The organism is Klebsiella sp. S69 (genome assembly GCF_016516145.1).
Lineage (GTDB): Bacteria > Pseudomonadota > Gammaproteobacteria > Enterobacterales > Enterobacteriaceae > Klebsiella > Klebsiella oxytoca.
Genome location: NZ_JACVUU010000002.1, coordinates 127,243 through 145,581, shown reverse-complemented (window position 1 = coordinate 145,581; position 18,339 = coordinate 127,243). Strand labels below are relative to the sequence as shown.

25 protein-coding genes are annotated in these 18,339 nt (G+C 52.7%); 18 read left to right on the top strand and 7 right to left on the bottom strand.

All coding sequences use genetic code 11. The annotated features are described in order from the left end of the window. Positions 1-101 precede the first annotated feature (101 nt). The 5 genes from IAE27_RS02960 to IAE27_RS02940 form a co-directional block, all read right to left on the bottom strand. Positions 102-827, bottom strand: a complete 726-nt coding sequence (locus IAE27_RS02960) for a ParB/Srx family N-terminal domain-containing protein (protein ID WP_200091765.1) — start codon at positions 825-827, stop codon at positions 102-104. Between the two features lie 383 nt (positions 828-1,210). Continuing rightward, on the bottom strand, positions 1,211-2,221 hold the full coding sequence (locus IAE27_RS02955) for an inovirus-type Gp2 protein (protein WP_200091763.1): 1,011 nt from the start codon (positions 2,219-2,221) through the stop codon (positions 1,211-1,213). A gap of 387 nt (positions 2,222-2,608) precedes the next feature. Continuing rightward, on the bottom strand, positions 2,609-2,812 hold the full coding sequence (locus IAE27_RS02950; RefSeq protein WP_038423993.1) for a helix-turn-helix transcriptional regulator: 204 nt from the start codon (positions 2,810-2,812) through the stop codon (positions 2,609-2,611). A 131-nt stretch (positions 2,813-2,943) separates the two neighbouring features. Beyond that, positions 2,944-3,966, bottom strand: coding sequence for a DUF6387 family protein (locus IAE27_RS02945; protein ID WP_200091761.1), 1,023 nt, complete (start codon positions 3,964-3,966; stop codon positions 2,944-2,946). A 183-nt stretch (positions 3,967-4,149) separates the two neighbouring features. After that, positions 4,150-5,604: a YfjI family protein gene (locus tag IAE27_RS02940; RefSeq protein WP_320159725.1), complete on the bottom strand. Its 1,455-nt coding sequence runs from the start codon at positions 5,602-5,604 to the stop codon at positions 4,150-4,152. A 167-nt stretch (positions 5,605-5,771) separates the two neighbouring features. Between IAE27_RS02940 and IAE27_RS02935 the strand changes: the two genes are divergently transcribed. The 14 genes from IAE27_RS02935 to IAE27_RS02870 all read left to right on the top strand — a co-directional run bounded on the left by IAE27_RS02935 (position 5,772) and on the right by IAE27_RS02870 (position 13,215). Then, positions 5,772-5,996, top strand: coding sequence for a hypothetical protein (locus IAE27_RS02935; protein ID WP_200091757.1), 225 nt, complete (start codon positions 5,772-5,774; stop codon positions 5,994-5,996). A 797-nt stretch (positions 5,997-6,793) separates the two neighbouring features. Beyond that, positions 6,794-7,105, top strand: coding sequence for a hypothetical protein (locus IAE27_RS02930; protein ID WP_200091755.1), 312 nt, complete (start codon positions 6,794-6,796; stop codon positions 7,103-7,105). Between the two features lie 110 nt (positions 7,106-7,215). Next, positions 7,216-7,683, top strand: a complete 468-nt coding sequence (locus IAE27_RS02925; RefSeq protein WP_413785470.1) for a hypothetical protein — start codon at positions 7,216-7,218, stop codon at positions 7,681-7,683. A gap of 83 nt (positions 7,684-7,766) precedes the next feature. After that, the gene (locus IAE27_RS02920; RefSeq protein WP_200091752.1) at positions 7,767-8,129 is read left to right on the top strand and encodes a hypothetical protein; all 363 of its coding nucleotides are present in this window, start codon (positions 7,767-7,769) and stop codon (positions 8,127-8,129) included. Positions 8,130-8,208: 79 nt separating this feature from the next. After that, positions 8,209-8,421 (top strand): hypothetical protein, encoded by a 213-nt coding sequence (locus tag IAE27_RS02915; protein WP_200091750.1) that lies wholly within the window; start codon positions 8,209-8,211, stop codon positions 8,419-8,421. 71 nt (positions 8,422-8,492) lie between these two features. Then, positions 8,493-8,768: a DUF905 domain-containing protein gene (locus tag IAE27_RS02910; protein ID WP_200091749.1), complete on the top strand. Its 276-nt coding sequence runs from the start codon at positions 8,493-8,495 to the stop codon at positions 8,766-8,768. A 109-nt stretch (positions 8,769-8,877) separates the two neighbouring features. Then, positions 8,878-9,696: a DUF932 domain-containing protein gene (locus IAE27_RS02905; protein WP_200091746.1), complete on the top strand. Its 819-nt coding sequence runs from the start codon at positions 8,878-8,880 to the stop codon at positions 9,694-9,696. Between the two features lie 63 nt (positions 9,697-9,759). After that, complete coding sequence (locus IAE27_RS02900) at positions 9,760-10,224, top strand: antirestriction protein (protein WP_200091743.1); 465 nt, start codon at positions 9,760-9,762, stop codon at positions 10,222-10,224. A 9-nt stretch (positions 10,225-10,233) separates the two neighbouring features. Continuing rightward, the gene (radC, locus tag IAE27_RS02895; RefSeq protein WP_200091728.1) at positions 10,234-10,713 is read left to right on the top strand and encodes a RadC family protein; all 480 of its coding nucleotides are present in this window, start codon (positions 10,234-10,236) and stop codon (positions 10,711-10,713) included. A gap of 11 nt (positions 10,714-10,724) precedes the next feature. Further along, positions 10,725-10,946, top strand: a complete 222-nt coding sequence (locus tag IAE27_RS02890) for a DUF987 domain-containing protein (protein WP_200091726.1) — start codon at positions 10,725-10,727, stop codon at positions 10,944-10,946. 22 nt (positions 10,947-10,968) lie between these two features. Further along, entirely contained in the window at positions 10,969-11,328 is a 360-nt protein-coding gene (locus IAE27_RS02885) for a type IV toxin-antitoxin system YeeU family antitoxin (protein ID WP_200091723.1), read from the top strand. 40 nt (positions 11,329-11,368) lie between these two features. Then, the gene (locus IAE27_RS02880) at positions 11,369-11,746 is read left to right on the top strand and encodes a TA system toxin CbtA family protein (RefSeq protein WP_200091714.1); all 378 of its coding nucleotides are present in this window, start codon (positions 11,369-11,371) and stop codon (positions 11,744-11,746) included. After that, on the top strand, positions 11,743-12,234 hold the full coding sequence (locus IAE27_RS02875; protein ID WP_200091710.1) for a DUF5983 family protein: 492 nt from the start codon (positions 11,743-11,745) through the stop codon (positions 12,232-12,234). Before IAE27_RS02880 ends, IAE27_RS02875 begins: the two co-directional genes overlap by 4 nt. A 132-nt stretch (positions 12,235-12,366) precedes the next feature. After that, positions 12,367-13,215 carry a DUF4942 domain-containing protein gene (locus IAE27_RS02870; RefSeq protein WP_200091707.1) on the top strand — a complete coding sequence of 283 codons (849 nt, stop codon included), beginning with the start codon at positions 12,367-12,369 and terminating at the stop codon, positions 13,213-13,215. Positions 13,216-13,623: 408 nt separating this feature from the next. On the opposite strand, the gene IAE27_RS02865 is transcribed toward IAE27_RS02870, so the two are convergent. Continuing rightward, a complete protein-coding gene (locus IAE27_RS02865; RefSeq protein WP_004117316.1) occupies positions 13,624-14,211 on the bottom strand; it encodes an NAD(P)H-dependent oxidoreductase in 588 nt (195 codons plus the stop codon). A 115-nt stretch (positions 14,212-14,326) separates the two neighbouring features. Between IAE27_RS02865 and IAE27_RS02860 the strand changes: the two genes are divergently transcribed. Beyond that, complete coding sequence (locus tag IAE27_RS02860; protein ID WP_154022934.1) at positions 14,327-14,947, top strand: TetR/AcrR family transcriptional regulator; 621 nt, start codon at positions 14,327-14,329, stop codon at positions 14,945-14,947. Positions 14,948-15,015: 68 nt separating this feature from the next. Here the strand turns inward: IAE27_RS02860 and IAE27_RS02855 are convergent, their stop codons facing one another. Beyond that, positions 15,016-15,798, bottom strand: a complete 783-nt coding sequence (locus IAE27_RS02855) for a DsbA family protein (RefSeq protein ID WP_108704302.1) — start codon at positions 15,796-15,798, stop codon at positions 15,016-15,018. 223 nt (positions 15,799-16,021) lie between these two features. Between IAE27_RS02855 and IAE27_RS02850 the strand changes: the two genes are divergently transcribed. From IAE27_RS02850 to cbpM, 3 genes are all read left to right on the top strand, one after another. Next, entirely contained in the window at positions 16,022-16,705 is a 684-nt protein-coding gene (locus IAE27_RS02850; protein ID WP_004109381.1) for a TerC family protein, read from the top strand. 149 nt (positions 16,706-16,854) lie between these two features. Then, a complete protein-coding gene (gene cbpA, locus IAE27_RS02845) occupies positions 16,855-17,775 on the top strand; it encodes a curved DNA-binding protein (RefSeq protein ID WP_023320189.1) in 921 nt (306 codons plus the stop codon). Next, entirely contained in the window at positions 17,775-18,080 is a 306-nt protein-coding gene (cbpM, locus tag IAE27_RS02840) for a chaperone modulator CbpM (protein ID WP_004109388.1), read from the top strand. The genes cbpA and cbpM overlap by 1 nt, the downstream gene beginning before the upstream one ends. The last annotated feature ends 259 nt before the right edge of the window (positions 18,081-18,339 follow it).

Genomic DNA, 18,339 nt, shown 5'->3' with positions numbered 1-18,339 from the left:
TCCTGAGGATATGATTCACCGAATATCAGCTCAGCCCCTCCACCTATCCTGAGTACTTCACTCCCAGTACACCGCTTTTCCGTTCAGTTACTTTTGGAAGTTCAAAAGCAACTGGAATGTGAGGAACTCATCCATAACATTCTTAACTCCGATGAAACGATGACCTGCTCCCCGTTGATAAATACTGCAAAGGCATCCTGAGCCCTTTTAGAAGCAAAAAGACGTGTGAGTGTAGTTACAGGGATTTGATAAATGTCGCTGATGGCTATTTCATTAAATATTGCAGGATTATCTCGGACAATCTCTCGTATTTGTCGCCCTATAGATTCAACACCAGTTTGCCTTGCTCGGCGCTCATCACGAATATCACTATCCCACGGTACACGTCCAGCGCCACCGTTTTGACCAGTATGTTTCAGCTCTATCCAAACATCACCATCTTCTCTAGTAGCAACTACACTACATTCGATTTCGTTAGGGAAGTTCCTTACAATTTCATTATGGGCAGCCAGAAAATCTCTGTAGTATTTTTCTTGTGTGCACAAATCTGGACGTTGTAACAACTTCAACGCAGTTAATCGCCTGTTTCCTTCAAGCACGATGTAGTTTCCCTCATGATCAGGAGTTACAAGCTGTAATTCTGTGGGATCAAGACCATAAAGAGCAATGTGCTCTGCCAATTTTAGAATTTTCTTTGCATCTTCAGGGTCTGCAAGCATCAACTCAATAGCTTCACGTTGATTTTGTGCAATATCGCCACCAAACCTGACATTTTCTTGGTCAAGTTTAATGAGATTGAAATTTATTGATCGGATATCTCTTTTCACGAATAGGCATCCTTACTGTGTGTAGAATGCCTAAACTATCAAAGCAGTGTGTAAATATAAAGCGCCGCATCGTTGTGGACATCCGTAGACAGGGCTTGGAGTGACCCCACAATCCCGACATGCGAGCTGGTTTTTCCATGCAGAGACGCGTTTACTACTGATCTGCCAGTATGTTTCCTAACGTCTTTCCTATAATAGTAGAGTGCGCTTCTTCAGCCAATAATTTAGCAAATTTTTAAGTGTTTGTTTTAAATTCAGAGCTAATTTTCAGGGAGCAGCATCAATGTGATCGAATCCTTGCTACTTTCCTTGTGGTAAGAACAGGTTGGAGAGTGATGAATGATGCGCTAAATTGTAGGTTATAGGTATCTTTATCTCCCTCATTATTTACCTGAGCGTGAACGCCCCCGTTTTTCTCCGATCTGTACAATACATTCGCCACGCCCGAATGTCCTCGCCCCCTCCGGTAAATTCAAACGCACAGCGGTATCAACTTTGGCGATATAAGTGATAACCTTCTGTAATACCTTACGCTTCGCCAGGTCTGTGTAATGAATGTCACCGATGCCTGACTGAGCGTAAGTACTCGCTATCGCATTGCAGTTAAAGTACAGCCCCTGACCGGCTGTGATTTCCCTTTTCCAGTATTCTCCAATGCATCGGGCCAGTGTGACATCCCCCCTGACCTGACTCCCGTCAAAGAAAAAGCACGTATGGTAGTGAAATCCTTTGTACTGCCCGTATTCAAGTTTCCAGATATACCCCAGACAGTGCTTAAACAAAGGGAGTGACTGTACCCGCTTAAACAAGCGCCTGCGATGCAGTCGGACCAGGTCTGCAGAAATGGTTTTATGCCTGACCATGTCCTTCTGCCAGGACAAATCAACACGGACGACCAGCAAACGGGCATGATGCTCAAACAGGTTGTCTACATAAGATAATGCACCCGCCAGGTTTTTACTGGCTGCCCGCTGGAAGTTACGTAGCCGTCGCTTATGGGCCACTGATTGTGCTTCTTCCCGAAACCGTTTCAACAGGCTGTTGATTACATCATCACCGGACTCGGGTAGCGCAGTCAGACCGGAGGCTTTAAGGATCGTACTGAAGAGCTGTATCGTGGGGTGTAACTGCTGACACTCACTGATACAGCCCTCCAGTTCAGCCAGTGCGCTGAAGGCTTCCTGAAGCAAATAACCTGTTTTATTATAACGCCCGGATTTCGTAAGCCTGAATATTTCAGTGTCAGCATTGACCAGTTTATTTAACACAGAAAGCAGCTGGCGTTGTGTCTGCACGATATCCCAGTCTTCAGTAATAATAAATGTAGTATCATGGTCAGCATCATGCATACTGCTTGACTCAAAATCCAGATAACTGTCGGTGATAATGTCCATAAATATCCTGTCTCTGTATTACTACAACCTTATCATTGATAACCGGCATACCATTACGATAGTGACAATACCTGGGTTAACATCATATGAAATAGCAGTACTTATAGCTCTATAAAAATCAATGCAACACCACATTGATAATGTACGATACCAATGACATTGGTAGCCAACACCAATTAATATCAATACCAGTGACATACCAGTTAATACTGATATCAATAATGCATTAATCAATATTAGTTAGATGTAATTAATTTAATTTAATAATATAAGAACCATAATTCCGGGCTATTAACTTTATCTCTTATATTAATAAAACCATGTCTATACCCATTACGGGAGACTAACGGACCCGTACCGATACCATGGCAAGTTAGTGCACCGCATCTACATCCTTTCACGACTCTCCAGCCAGCCCCTGAGTTCACTGAGGTACCAGCGGCTGGCACGCCCCAGTTTCAGGGGTTTCGGGAACAGGTCATTACTCATCAGTTTGTAAATATACGCCCGGGAAAGCCCGGTATTTTCACAGATAAATTTTAAGTCCACCAGTTTGAGTGGGTTGCTCTCGTTCAGCTTATCGTCTTTCATCAGGCTCTCCTTTGTCGTGTTCTGAATACACGGCCATTCTTTCAGACAGAGGAGAGCGCTTCTTTCTGTATTATTCCCGTCAAAAAAAGATTGCCATCAGACCTTTTTTATGAATCAGGAAGCGGTAAGGTTCAGGCATGCGTGGTGTCATAATACGATGCATCATAATCATCCGTGTTCTCCAGCAGCCGACTCAGTATCTCTCCGGGATTGCCCTGGTTCATCACCTGATTGAAGGTCCTCAGATAACGGTTGCGGAAATTGGTTTCGGAATAGCCCGTGCTGGCTGACGAGGCATCAAAGGGACGCTTTTCCAGCAAATTACCGACAACCCTTAACGGGAGGATCTTTCCGTTCCTGATTTGCCACAGCAGCAAATCAATCAACGGAATGAGGTGGCATGCCTGGATATCGTAAAGGAGTTTTTTGCGTAACCCGCCATGACGCGCGGCAGACGGTGTAAACAACCCGTACTGGTTATCGAGGTCAGTTAATAACGCGCTGAACGCATCGATAAGCTGGGACTTTGAGAAGGAAGGGTCCACCGCCAGGTATATCTGCTCAATATGACTGCCAAAAGCCTGTGTCTGAAGGCGCGTCAGCCGGGTCTCCGGCTCGAGTTCGCTTTTACGGATATGCCCGAGGTAACAGGGATGCCGGGATGTTTCCAGCGAAAATGTCGCCTCGTCCGTCTCCGCCGCAGACAACGCATGATAGCAGGCGTCGATATCACCGATACTCAGCTCCCGCACCGGGAGGTCCAGCGCCGGAGAAGCAACATCTTCAGTGGGGCGAAGGTAATTCAGTTCCGGTATCTTCTCATGAGAGATAAACAGCTTGTGCAGCGCCGGCTCACCCGCAATGATGTTCGGGTAGCAGGTCTGAAAGACCTCACCCGGTCCCAGCACCGCCCCGTCCCATGTCACGATGTCAGGCGCGGTACACAGGCTTCCCCGCACCACCAGTTCGGTCATGAGCTCCCGCAGGGTCAGGTGACGCACGTATTGATAATGTCCGATATCAAACCAGGCGAGCTCCTCGGGTCTGACGGCGATATTCTTCCGGCAGCGGGCCTGATGTAATAACTGCTGGTAATAGCAGTCCGGGTGAGCGTGTGTCTGCCCTGGCTGTTTCGCTTTTCCGGTCTCCTGCATGTCTTCTCCTCTATGCACCTGCGCTGAAAGGCATTGAAATCAGCAGCCAATGGTATCGCAGATGAACGCTTTTCAATCCTGTGCCACATCAGTAAGCTGCTAAATCTGCTTTATTTAGCAGATTTAGCAGCGTTATGTCCCTCGCTTTACTTCAGAAATGCCAGAGAGAGCCTGCCTGAACGCTCAGCGGGCATACGGCATCCAGCCGTAAGGGGCAATCCATGTCGTCTTGTGCTCCCGCCAGAACGTAATGCGCTGGATCTGACAAAGATACTGTAACGCCGGCCGCAGTCGCCCGGAATAACGGATCCTTTGGGGTACGCGGGGGGTGGCCCAGCTACGCTTTAAAGGCTGACCGTTATTATCCATAAAATGCTCATCCAGCCATTGCCATAACAACTCTGCATCCTGAATATGCTGCGGCACCTCCGGTACCGGGCCGAACAGGGCAAGTGCCTCGTTCAGGTACCATTCGCTGATTTTCTGTGCACTCATCACGGTAGCTTCCGGGATATTCCCTTCAGCACCACTGAAATAGTGAAAAAGAGCTGCCAGTCGCGCCACCTTGTTTCCCTCTTTGGAAGCAAAATCGCGTAAATGGTAATACCAGCCATTTTCTGCCATCTGCCGTTCAAAATAGTCACACATATCCATCCACCGCAACTGAGCCTCCGGCGTGAATGTCAGCTTCTGTCGATCAGACGGGGCGTTTTTTGCGGTTTCAGCCGAATAAGCCTCCAGTAAAGCCCCGAGACGTCCGTGATACGGCACCAGTAATTGCCGGTAATTCTCCGGAGTGTGACCCGTCCGGGTCCCGATAGCGCTCTCCGGGCGGGCAAAAAAGAAACGGGCAAGAAAGCCACTGCCCCTGGCCTGCTGCTGTGCCCGGCTGAAATACTTACGCAGCGGCGCATCCTGAACCATCAGACTCGCACTGAGTCTGGCGTCATGGACGGTGAAGCTTTCTGAGCTCCGGCGGGTGACGGTAAAAGGAGCGCCATCCCACAGGTCATTAAGCATCCCCAGATTCTGTATGGCCTGCCCACCCAGAATGATATCGCCCTCTGCAGAATGCAACGCCATTGAGCCGCCGCCTTTGTACAACTGATACTGCAGTGCTGCCGGAGTGATATCACTGCCGAGCAGTTGTTCCCGTGCCGGCTCCTCCGGCCTGTCACTCCGGTGTTCCCGGATACGTTCTTTTATCTCCTCCAGTGGTTGTTGATGTTTTGTCTGTTTTTTCAACACGCTTTTCAGCGCCTTCAGTTCTTCCTCCCATATATCCAGTTCAGTCGCATACTGTTGCATGGCGTTTTCGTACCGTATCCCGGCCTCATATTCGAACTCATGTACCGGGGCCATAAAAAGCTTATCCACCGTAGACTTACGCTCTCCTGATTCCGCTATGGTGCAAAAATTACAGGATACCGGGAAGGTCAGCCCTTCAGCCGGACTGACATCCGTGAGTCCCTGACACAGCAGAGAAACCGGCGCCATGGCGGATGCAAAAATCAGCGGTACCGGTGCCCTGGTTTTACTGGCCGCACCGTTGATGGCATCACGGATAATGTCCGGTACACACTCCAGAGGGAAAGAGGATCCTCCATGTAATAAACCTGACGTATATAAATGACTCACAAAATCTCCTTTCTTTTTTTGTTAATGAACAGCACCTCCTGACCTGTATTGAAAGCATATCGTTTATTTTTTACAACACATTACCGGTATCCGTTTTACGCTATTGACACCGGTGGATATCGGTATATTTCCACAGAATCTGAGGAAGAAGGAGTCTGTTTCAGATAGTGACTGAAGCTAAGGCCCTGCATTACGGTTTTATTTTCGCAAAGAAAATAAAAATCACAGAATATGGAAATCAAATAACAAATCCTGAAGCCATCCGAAAAACCTTCCATTTGCTGATGGAATATCCCCATCCCGTTTCAGAAAACATTCAGATATATATTACTCTCATGTATAACCAAACCCTTCCTGCATTACGGATTAATTATTTTCCACCCCCCCCTTAAAATAACCAGAATGTATTAGCAACATACTTCTGGAAATAACATGAAATACAGAGGCCAGAATAATGACACCATCATGAGATAATAAGGTGAGCTGTTTTAGCCGGATGAGACGCTCTCTCCCGGGCGAAGAAATGGCGCTCCACCGGCCCCGTCATTTAACCTCCGGGCCCTGGCAAGCCCGCCCTGAGTCAGGCCTAATGTCATTCACACAAAACCGATAAGGCCCGATGGTGATTTTCACTGTCGCCTTTCTCTCTTTCCGGTGGGCATCAGGCTACTGTATTGATCTGTATAAACGATCGAATGTCATTATTTGATAGCCTATACAAATCAATATAAACACAACGATCACTAAAAACTATAGATTAAACCGATCGATTATCGTAATTCGATCGGTTTTAACCATTTTACTCCCCCGTAAAGGCCTCTTATTTTAAGGGGTTTCAGGAACCGGGTGGCTCAGACCACTGCCGTCACCTTCTTTCTTCTTAATCAGTAAGGACACAATGATGTACACCACACAAAAGAGGTCATTTACAGGGTGGCTTCCGGGTCTTCTGCTTTCAGCGCTTTTCCTGAGTGGCTGCGGCGACAAAACCGAACGCGAATTTATCCGCGGTTGTCAATCAGGTGGTGGAACCACCGCTATCTGCGGCTGTATTTACGATGACCTTAAAACGAAATATCCCTCCGGGGAGCTGGAGAAAATGAACCAGCGGACCGGTTATGTCCCCCCGGGGTTTATGGACAACATGCTGTCTGCAGCCAGACAGTGCAGAAAATAAGGTAAACGCTTAATGGCTCTCATTATTAAGTACTTCATTATCGCGCTGGTGATTGCGCTGGCCGTTGTGCTGTTTAACGTGTTCAGCGCCACCGGCGAAATCCGCAGCTTCGGGCAGGGGCTGGGCTATTTGTTCTGGATGACCCTTGGCCCCGGTGCCGGCATGACCATCGGGGCGGCACTGCGCCAGTGGCTGATGCCGGATGCGGTATACACCAGTGAAGGCATGACCGGGATGCTGAAAGCCCGCCTGTTCTGGCTGGCAGGCCCCCAGAGCCTCGGCTGGCTGGCCGGGTTAATGGTGGTGGGAAAACAGCTGATGTAAACCGCCACTCCCTGATGCGGCACATCCTCCTCTGACTTTTCGCGACGGCCGGTGCCGTTCTCTCGCCGGCTGGACCGCGTTTTCGACCACTCACACAAAGGAAATACACCATGAATATGAAGAAAACAGGGCTGATGGCCCTCTGTCTGACCGCGCTGCTCCCCGTCACGTCACACGCTTTCGGTAATCCTGACACCTGGACCCGCGGCTGGGGTCAGGGAGTCTCAGAGTTTGTCATCACCGGGAAGGGACTGTCACAGCTGTTGTTGTCCTGTGAGGATGAGGGCCTCCGAGCGGCCACCATCACCCTGACCGATGCCCGGGGACGCCAGGTCAGTATGGATACAGATGCCGAACTGCAGGTCAGAATCGACCAGCAGGAGCCCGTCGATATCAGTGACTCAGGTAGCCGGGTGGGTGAGAACAATCTCGATTTTGCCTGGGGTCAGTTGCGCCGGGGTAAACAGGTGACGGTCTCCGGAACCGGTGTTACCCCCACCACCTTCACGCTGAAGGGTGCCCGCGAGGTACTGCCGGCATTCGGCACGCATGGCTGCGTCTCCGCCGCATCGGTCTGACCGTCAACGGGTACCGGTCACCCCGGTACTCCGGGTATACCCGGCATATTTTCTTCCACTCCCGCTCACATTAAGGAACCGCAATGAAATTCCCTCTGTCTCTGCTGTCCGCGCTGTTGTGTTGCTCAGTCCCGGCAATGGCAGCGCAACCCCCTGTTCCCGTCAAAGTCGAAACCAGCAACCATGTCCACCCGGCGGGCACCCGCTATGCCACCGTGGTCGTGACGGCACGGGATGACACCGTGACCGTCAAAAACATCGACGTCAACCGCGGTCACTGTCGCATTGATAACCAGAAATACCTGTATTCCAGTAAAAAGGACACCATTCTGCCCGCCACCCTGCAGTACGGTGAGTCGGTCAAAGTGAATTTTTATAATAACTGCGTGGCCTCCGAAGTGGTGGTCACCACGGATAAAGGTGCCTGGCGCATCACCTACGACTGAACCCTGCCCGCACACTCCTGAATTTCCCTTTATTTCTCTCCATCACGGGCGGCCCTGGCGCTGCCCGGAGGCTCGTTTTATGACCATTCTGAACATGCTGATAGCCGCACTGGGACAGGCCCTGTCCTGGTGGGGCAGCCACCGGGCCCGGCAGTTTATCGAGCGTTGTTTTCGTCAGGCCGGTTATGACGATGACGCCCTGGATAATGCCCGGGAAGCGGTGACCCTGCTGGTCACGGCGCTGATGACCGCGCTGATGACACAGATACTCCGGTTACTGGGACGCACCTGACACCGGTACCGCCCGACAGGACCTTACCCCTCCGGGTGAGGTCTTTTCTTTCCCACAACGCGGGTTCATATATGACACACACTGACGATATACCACTTCCTCCCGGCCCGTTCACCCGGGCACAGGCGGACGCCATTGCAGCAAAGTACACCAACGTGGCCATTGAAGATGATCAGGGCACCCACTTTCGTCTGGTTATCCGCGATACCGACGGCATGCTTATCTGGCGGGACTGGAACTTTGCCCCGGAGGCCGGAGTAATGCTCAACCGCTATATTGCCAGCCATGGTATCCCAATGGCACCCGCTGCTGGCATCAAGGCATGCTCGTCCCCACTATCGCAATAACGACAACAACCGTTCTTTCCTCCTCATCGCCACGCAGACCACCGGGCCACGCTTCCTTTCGGGAGTGTGGCCTTTTTACTTTTATGTCGTTTAATCAAGGAGTTTTATTATGCGATTAGCCAGCCACTTTGGCCGTATCAACCAGATCCGCCGCAACCGCCCGCTGACCCACGATGAGCTGATGCTCCATGTTCCCAGCGTCTTCGGCAGCGACAAACACACCTCCCGCAGTGAACGCTACACCCATATTCCCACCATCACTCTGCTTGAGAACCTGAAACGGGAGGGCTTTGAGCCGTTCTTCGCCTGTCAGACCCGCGTCAGAGACCAGAGTCGCCGCGAGCATACTAAACATATGGTGCGCCTGCGACGCGCAGGGCAGATAGCCGACAAACAGGTGCCGGAAATCATCCTGCTCAACAGCCATGACGGCAGTTCCAGCTACCAGATGTTGCCGGGATTATTCCGCGCAGTCTGCGCCAACGGTCTGGTCTGCGGTCAGTCGTTTGGTGAAGTCAGGGTGCCTCATAAGGGCGACGTGGTGGAAAAAGTCATTGAGGGGGCTTACGAGGTACTCGGGGTGTTTGACCGGGTGGAGGAGCAACGTGATGCCATGCAGTCACTGCAGTTACCACCACCGGCGCAACTGGCGTTTGCGAAAGCGGCGCTGGCCTACCGATTTGGCGAAGAGCACCAGCCCGTTACTGAATCCCAGACACTGAGTGCCCGACGCTGGCAGGACGAGAGCAATGACCTGTGGACCGTCTACAACCGCCTGCAGGAGAACCTGAGCAAAGGCGGACTGACCGGACGTTCCGCGCAGGGTAAGCGTAGCCGTACCCGCGCCGTCAACGGTATCGACGGCGATATCAGGCTAAACCGTGCCTTGTGGGTGATGGCAGAAGAACTGCAGCAGGCACTGAGCTGATGCAGCAAGTTTCTGCGAATGCTCACCTGAACCGCACTTATAGACATTCAAAAGGAATAACCGATGAATAACACCAAAAATCTGCAAACATTTCCAGACACCGAAAACGCCAGTCCTCTCACCGCCACGTTACTGCCCGATGAGCAGCGAATCGGCTTCTGGCCACAACACTTTGGCTCCATCCCACAGTGGATAACCCTGGAGCCACATATATTCGCCTGGATGGACCGCTTCTGCGCGGATTACAGCGGGGGCATCTGGAACTTTTACACACTCAGTAATGGCGGTGCGTTTATGGCCCCGGAGCCCGATGGTGACGACAATGAAAAATGGACGCTGTTTAACCCGATGAACGGTAACGGCACGGAGATGAGCCCGGAGGCTGCCGGTATAGCGGTCTGTCTGATAGCTTACAGCCACCATGCCATGCGCACCGAATGCGATGCCATGACAGAACACTACTACCGTCTGCGTGACCACGCGCTCAACCATCCGGAATGCAGCGCCATCATGCACATCATCGACTGAGGAATACCCATGGAACAACAGTTACCTTTATTTGCCTCAGACCTTCCAGCCTCTGCACAGCGGACCATCCGGGAGGCACTCACCCTGCTGGAACGTCAGCTACGCGAACCCGGCGCGTCATTTACCTCCAGCCACGTCGTCCGGGACTGGTTACGCCTGCAGCTTGCCACACAGGAACGCGAAGAATTTACCGCGCTCTTCCTCGATAACCAGCACCGGCTGATTGCGCATGAAACCCTCTTCACCGGCACCATCAACCATACGCAGGTCCATCCCCGGGAGGTGGTGAAGGCAGCACTGAAACATAATGCTGCAGCCATGCTCGTTGCGCACTGCCATCCTTCAGGACATGCAGAGCCCAGCGATGCAGACAGACGGATCACAGAACGGCTTAAGCAGGCGCTGGCTCTGGTGGATATCCGCCTGCTGGATCATCTGGTGGTGGGCGGCATGGAAATCGTCTCGCTCGCTGAACGTGGCTGGCTGTAAGGGGAGCGGTGATGAAAATTATCAGTAAACGTCAGGCCATGGCGATTTACCGTCAGCATCCGCAGTCCCGGCTGTTTCGCTTCTGTACCGGCAAATACACATGGTCAGGCAGTATCTGCCACTACGCAGGCCGGGACGTTCCGGATATCAGCGGTGTGCTGGCCGTCTTCGCGGAACGCCGCCAGGACCGCAACGGTCCCTATGTCATCCTGCGCAGCGTAACCCTGAATTAACTTGATGTAAGGAGAACGACAATTGTCTCATACAACCCCCGTAACAACTCATGATGCTGCAGAGCCCTGGTGGGGGCTGCAACGCCATGTCACCCCCTGTTTTGGTGCGCGACTGGTACAGGAGGGCAACCGGCTCCATTACCTGGCTGACCGCAGCAATATCAGCGGGACATTCAGCGAGGCGGATTTGCGTCATCTCGACCAGGCCTTTCCATTGTTGTTAAAACAACTTGAACTCATGCTGACCCGCGGTGAGCTTAATCCCCGCCATCAGCACGGTGTCACGCTGTATGCAAAGGGGCTGACCTGCGAAGCCGACACCCTCGGCTCACACGGTTACCTTTACCTCGCGATTTACCCAACGTTGACAACAACCGCATAACCCCCTGCGCCGTAGAGCACCATCTATAAAGAGACACACCATGAAAACACGATCTGACTCCCCCACACGGGCGGCATCGTCACGCCCGTCTCCCGTTGAAATCTGGCAGACTCTGCTGACATACCTGCTGGATCAGCACTACGGTCTTACGCTTAACGACACACCGTTTGGCCACGACGGCGTGATCCAGGAGCACATTGGCGCCGGGATCGCCCTGTATGATGCGGTGAATTTTATCGTTGAAAAGTACGAACTGATCCGTCTCGATCGTCACGGTTTCAGCGCAGACACACAGTCACCGCTTATCGGCAGTATCGATATCCTACGGGCCCGAAAAGCGACCGGACTGATGACCCGTCATGACTACAGAGCGGTTACCGACATCACGACGGGTAAATACAGTGAGGCCGGGCAATGAAACTCTCTCTGACAATGGAAGCGGATGCCATCAACGTACTGGCCCTCAATATAGGCCGGATCGCCGTAGATATTGACGGGATTGAACTGGCCGACCTGATTAGTGAGATCAGTGATAACGGTTATTCGCTTCGTGTTGCTGATACTCCCGGAAAGCTGGTTTTTGAAGATCCGCTACCACGTACTGCCCGCCTGAACGGGATCCAGTGCAGTACCGCGCATATCACGTGTGAAGATAACGCTATCCTCGACCACGTCACTCTTCAACGCCATGACGGCGGCAACAGCGACTGGATACTGTACACCGGCTACGGTTACCTGCTCAGACTTAACGCTCGCTTATACCCGGTACTGGAACTAAAGAGAATGGGGCTTTCAAAGGGCTGCCGTATGTTAGTGACCACGCTGATACGACGTTACGGGATCGATATGCTACATCTGGATGCAGCGGGTGATCTGTTGCCGGGTTTTAGCACCTTCAACTGGTAGGCCCTCATTCCAGCATGCCCAGTCTCTGCAACACATCCACTCAGAAGAATCACAGCCCTCCCTGTATTCGCCACACGCATAAACGCCAGCCCTCACCGGCTGGCGTTTTGCTTTATATAAAGGACATAAACTATGTCAGAACTGACTCTCACCGAACCAGAAGTGTTAACCGACAATACCGACGTGATTTGTTCAACCAGTATTGAACGCATCGTCAGCGGGCGTAACGCCGCACTGGCGCAGATTGAAGCGCTGATACAACAACTCAATGATATCTCGACGCTGACCCGCAGTATCGGGGGGAAAGCTGCCATCGACTGGGCCATGAAACAGGACTTTCGCTGTGGCTGCTGGCTGATGGGAAAACCAGAAGCAGCCATGAAAGCCATTACCCGCAATCTCGATCGCGGTATATGGCGAGACCTGATGGAGAAGTCGGGTATGCTGAGCCTGATGGACGCACAGGCCCGTGACGAGTGGTACAACAGCCTGGAAAAGGACGATATTCCTGCAGTCAGTGAAGCCAATATTCTGAGCACGTTTGAGCAACTGCATCTGAATAAAGGCGAGGTGTTTGAGCGCGGAGTGATTAATGTGTTCAAAGGCTTAAGCTGGAATTTTAAGACGAACTCGCCCTGCAAGTTTGGGGTGAAAATCATCGTCACAGGGCTGGTCAAATTCGACAGGTGGGGGTTTGGGCTGAACTGGGGCAGGCAGCGCGACCGATTAGCTGATCTTGAACGCATGCTGATGCTTCTGGACGGGAAACCGGTTCCCGACAATCGCGCTGACGTTATCCGTCGTCTCGGCGATCATATCCATGAGAACAGGCACAGCAACCGTTACGAGGATGAGATGTTTGCGATCAAATACTTTCAGAAGGGAACAGTCCATATCATGTTTAAGCGGCCAGAACTGGTCGATAAGCTGAATAACATCATCGCCCGCCACTACCCTGGCATGCTGGCATCCAGACGGTAGTCAGGATGATTTACCGGCCTGCGCATAAGTGGAATTTCATTACCAGTGCAGGGACTAAACAAATTCCTTGCCAGGCTCTTCTACTTATGGCCAAAATAATGCTGGTGCACCTGGTGCTTTTCTTCTGGTGGTTTGTTACTGGATCCTTGTGACGCACCAGGTGCGTCGCCAGATAAAAGACCACCATGAAGTACCTACACATCATCCTCAGATGACCATTCCCTTACCGTCCCCGATTCGAGTTTCCGATTCATATCAACCGGGACCGAGGGCACAAATGAGGGTACAAATTTAATCAAATCAAGAAATTCATTTATAAATCATCAAAATAAACCAAAACATCGATTCCGAGTCCGGCACCACTATTCAGAGAACCCAGCCTATGGCTGGGTTTTTGCTTTTATGCTTTCAGTTAAATATCGTCTTCCCTAGCTGATACCCCGCCTCAAGATGCGCTTTCGCCGTTTCCAGCTCCGGTAACAGCAGCAGCTGCGAACTGGCCACCGTCGCCCCGCAGTAATCAAAAATGCCGTGGGCGATCTGCGCATGAAAAGCAGCGGTAAACCCATGCTTATCATACGTTTTCTGATTGGCTGCGCCTAACGCAACCAGGTGCACTCGCAGGCGCCCGAGCTTCTTCACCACCTCGCCCCCGGCGGTTTCCTCATAGGCCCAGCCGTTGGCAAACACGCGGTCGATCCAGCCCTTCAGCAGCGCAGGCATCGACCACCAGTAAACGGGAAAGACCAGCACCAGTGCGTCGGCTCGATCGAGTCTGGCCTGCTCAGCAACCACATCGGGCGGCGTGGCGCCGGTTTGCAGAAATGCGGCGATATCCGGCTCAGTAAACACCGGGTTAAAGCCTTCCTGCGTTAAATCTGCTATTTCAGCAGTGTGCTGCTGGCCGGATTCGGCAATCCCTTGCGCAATAGCCGTCGCTACGCTGTGAGTCAGAGAAGTATTAAGAGGATGAGAAACCACGATTAATGCATGCATGACGGATACCCCAGTTGCGCGATAACGATATTGGACGTAGTCTAATATACTAACAGTAACCTACTCATGGTAACTTACCTTTGGTATATTAGCATGTCAACGGGAGAATCCTTTTATGTCTCAACCCCTCGTACGGCAGCGTTTAACGCGAGAAGAGCGGCGCAAGCAGCTAATAGACGTCGCCTGGCATATTATTCGCGAGGAAGGAACCGATGCCCTGACGCTGGGCTATCTGGCGACCCAGGCGGGGGTGACTAAACCGGTGGTTTACGATCATTTTGACAGCCGTTCGGGGCTTTTCGCGACGCTGTATGAGGAATACGACCAGCGTCAGAGCGTAAAGATGGATGAAATTCTGCGCAACACCGAACCCAGGGCAGAGACACTGGCTTCGGCGATCGCTAATGCCTACATTGAGTGCGTCCTGCTCCAGGGCCGCGAAATGCCCAGCGTGATGGCCGCGCTGGCCGGGACGCCTGAGCTGGAGAAGATCAAGCAGGAGTGCATAACCGCATTTACCGCGAAATGCCGGCAATATTTTTCGCCGCTTTGCGAGAGTGAAAACCTCAGCGAAGCAGCCATTCACGCCATGCTTGGATCCGCCGACGGGCTATCGGCTGCGGTAGTAAACGGCGTCATCACGGAGCTGCAGGCGAAAGATGAGCTATTTCAGGTGATTATGTCGATGCTGCAGCGCTGCTGCCGTGGCGAAGAAGCGCTACCGGGTAGCGGCTAGCGCTTTATATGGCCGACAAAACTTATCAGATCATCTGATGATGAGTTTTCCGTGGGCGGCTTTAATTATCAGCCGCCCGCTTTCTTAATCGCCGCATCCAGCGAGGCTTTATCCGCCAGCCCAGGGAATACGGTGATCGTCGCCTCCGTGGCGCCGGTCGTCGGCATTACGATAACGCCGGGCGTACCGCTTAAACCGATCTCCTGCGCCAGCTGGTTGGTACTTTCCAGTACCGACTCAACGTCCGCCGCTTTCTTCGCATCGAAATTGACCTTCTTCGCCTGCTGCTGCACGTCAGCGGCAGTTAGCTTGCCTTCGTTATGCCCGGTGGAATAGATGCCGTTATGGTAGGTCAAATAGGCCTCTGCGCCCTTCTGCTGATAAATCTGCAGCCCGGTTTTCGCCGCCTCCAGCGAGGTTTCCCAACGGCTGCCAAAAATTGGCCACTCTTTGAAAGCAAAGCGGGTCTGCGGGTTCTCTTTAATAACCTGCTCCATGACCGGAGCCAGACGGCTGCAGTAAACGCATTGATAATCAAAGAATTCAATAACGGTCACTTTGCCCTCTTTCGGGCCATAGGTTGGGGTGTTTTTATCCTGCGTCAGCGCAGCCGCGTTCTTCAGTACCGCCTGCGTCGCAGCGCTGGCCTGCTGCTGTTCCTGAATTTGCTGCAGCTTCTGGCTGGCCTGCAGCAGCACTTCCGGATGCGCGACTAAATAGTCCGCGGCAATTTTGCCGATACGGGCTTCCTGTTCGGGCGTGAAGGTGGGTGCATCAGCGGCAGTTGCCATCACCGGAAGCAGTGCGGCGCTAATAAAGGCGAGTGTCAGTAAATTCTTATGGCCGGGCATGTGGGTAGTCCTTGCGATGGGTGAACGGCAGGTGTGTCTTTACGAACAAAATATCATCCTTTGCCCGCGAATCATCCCCGGACGAGGCAATGATTAGTAACTATATTTTTCAATAACTCAACGCGCCCTCGCGATTTAGCGGGTGGTCAACGCGCGTGAACGGGAGTACGCTTCGCCCCCTGCTTTTCCCCCCAGGGCCTCTTTTTAGTTAGATGAGTTAGGTATGAATGAGTTTTTCAGTCAGTGGGACGTAGCGGTTATCCTGCTGCAAATTATCGCTATCGACCTGTTATTAGGCGGCGACAACGCGGTGGTGATCGCGATGGCCTGCCGTAAGCTGCCGCCGCATCAGCGGACCAAAGCGATTATTATCGGCACCTTTGGTGCGATAGCGGCGCGCGTGCTGCTGCTGGCCGTGGCTATTTATTTGCTCTCATTGCCGTGGTTGAAAGTGGTTGGCGCTCTGATGCTGTTGTGGATCGGTATCAAGCTGGTCACCAATCAGGAAGAAGAGAATGAAATCAGCAGCTCCAGCAGCCTGTGGCGTACTGCGGTCACCATTACCGTTGCCGATGTCATTATGTCGCTGGACAACGTACTGGCCGTCGCCGCCGCCGGAAAAGGCCATCTGCTGCTGGTTGCCCTGGGGGTGCTGATCAGCATCCCGATTATTGTCGCGGGCAGTAAACTGGTGTTGGCGATCCTTAACCGCTTCCCGTCGGTGGTGATGCTGGGAGGCGCGCTTATCGGCTGGATAGCCGGCTCAATGATGGTGAGCGATGTCACCATCGTTCATCTGTTCCCCAACGCGCCAGCCGCCCTTCCGTTGATCGGCGGCGCCATTGGCGCTGCCCTGGTGCTGCTGGAAGGGCTGCGCAGGAACCGCAGCAGGCCTTCTGCCGAATAGGGTTAGCCACGTTCTGTCGCCGTCGATCCCGACGGCGTCAAGTTTGCGCCACTTTTCCACCACATCCGTCCTCATTTGCCCTACGCTTAATAAAGACACCTGTTCCAGGGATCTGTAACCGTAATATTGCGCATAAATGAGATAACATCATGGAATTAAAGGATTATTATGCCATTTTAGGGGTTCAGCCAACGGACGATCTGAAAACCATTAAGACCGCCTATCGCCGTCTGGCACGCAAATATCACCCCGATGTCAGTAAAGAAAACGATGCCGAAGCCAGGTTCAAAGATCTCGCCGAAGCCTGGGAAGTGCTTAAAGATGACCAGCGCCGCGCTGAATACGACCAACTGTGGCAGCACCGCAACGATCCGCACTTTGGCCGTCAGCAACAACACTCCCACGAGCAGAGCTACAGCCAGCAGGACTTTGACGACATTTTCTCCTCCATGTTTGGCCAGCAGGCGCATCATAGCCGCCGCCAGCAGGGCGTGCGCGGCCATGATTTAGAGATAGAAGTCGCGGTTTTCCTTGAAGAGACTTTAGCCGAACAGACGCGCACTATCAGCTATAAGCTGCCGGTGTATAACGTCTTTGGCATGGTTGAAAGCGAAACGCCGAAAACCCTGAACGTAAAAATTCCCGCAGGCGTCGTCGACGGCCAGCGCATCCGCCTGAAAGGTCAGGGTACCCCCGGCGAGAATGGCGGCCCGAACGGCGACCTGTGGCTGGTGATACATATCGCCCCGCATCCGCTGTTTGATATCGTCGGCCATAACCTTGAAATTGTCCTGCCGCTGGCGCCATGGGAAGCGGCATTAGGCACCAAAGTCACTATCCCGACGCTCAAAGAGAGCATTCTGTTGACCATCCCGCCGGGCAGCCAGGCCGGACAGCGCCTGCGCGTTAAGGGCAAAGGGCTGGCCAGCAAAACCACCACTGGCGATCTGTACGCCGTGATTAAAATCGTTATGCCGCCAAAACCGGATGAGAAGAGCCGCGAGCTCTGGCAGCAGCTGGCCGATGCGCAATCCAGCTTCGAGCCGCGTAAGACATGGGGGAAAGCCTGATGGCTAAGATAACAGTGACGTTTACGATTACCGAGTTTTGTCTCCACACCGGCCTTTCCGAGGAGGAGCTGAACGAAATTGTCGGCCTCGGCATGATCGAGCCGCGCCAGCCGCAGCGGGAAAAATGGCTGTTTGACGATAGTGCGGTGACAATTGTTCACCGCGCAGTACGCTTACGCAAAGAGCTGGAGCTGGACTGGCCGGGGATCGCCGTCGCCTTGACGCTGCTTGACGAGAACGCGCGCCTGAGCCGTGAAAATCAAATTCTGCAGCAGCGGCTGGCGCGCTTTCTGACGCATGGTTAAACCCCATCCGCAGACGGTGGTAAATCCGTAGTCCGGTTAAGCGCAGCGCCACAGGGAAGATAATCTGAAGCAGCATTGCGCGCCTTGTCCGGGCTACCTGTCCTCAGACGGTGGTGAACCCGTAGCCCGGTCAGCGCAGCGCCACCGGGAAGATAATCTGAAACAACATTGCGCGCTGTTCCCCGGAGGCGGCGCTTGACGCGCCTTGTCCGGGCTACGTGTACGCAGATGGCGGTAAACCCGTAGCCCGGTCATACAC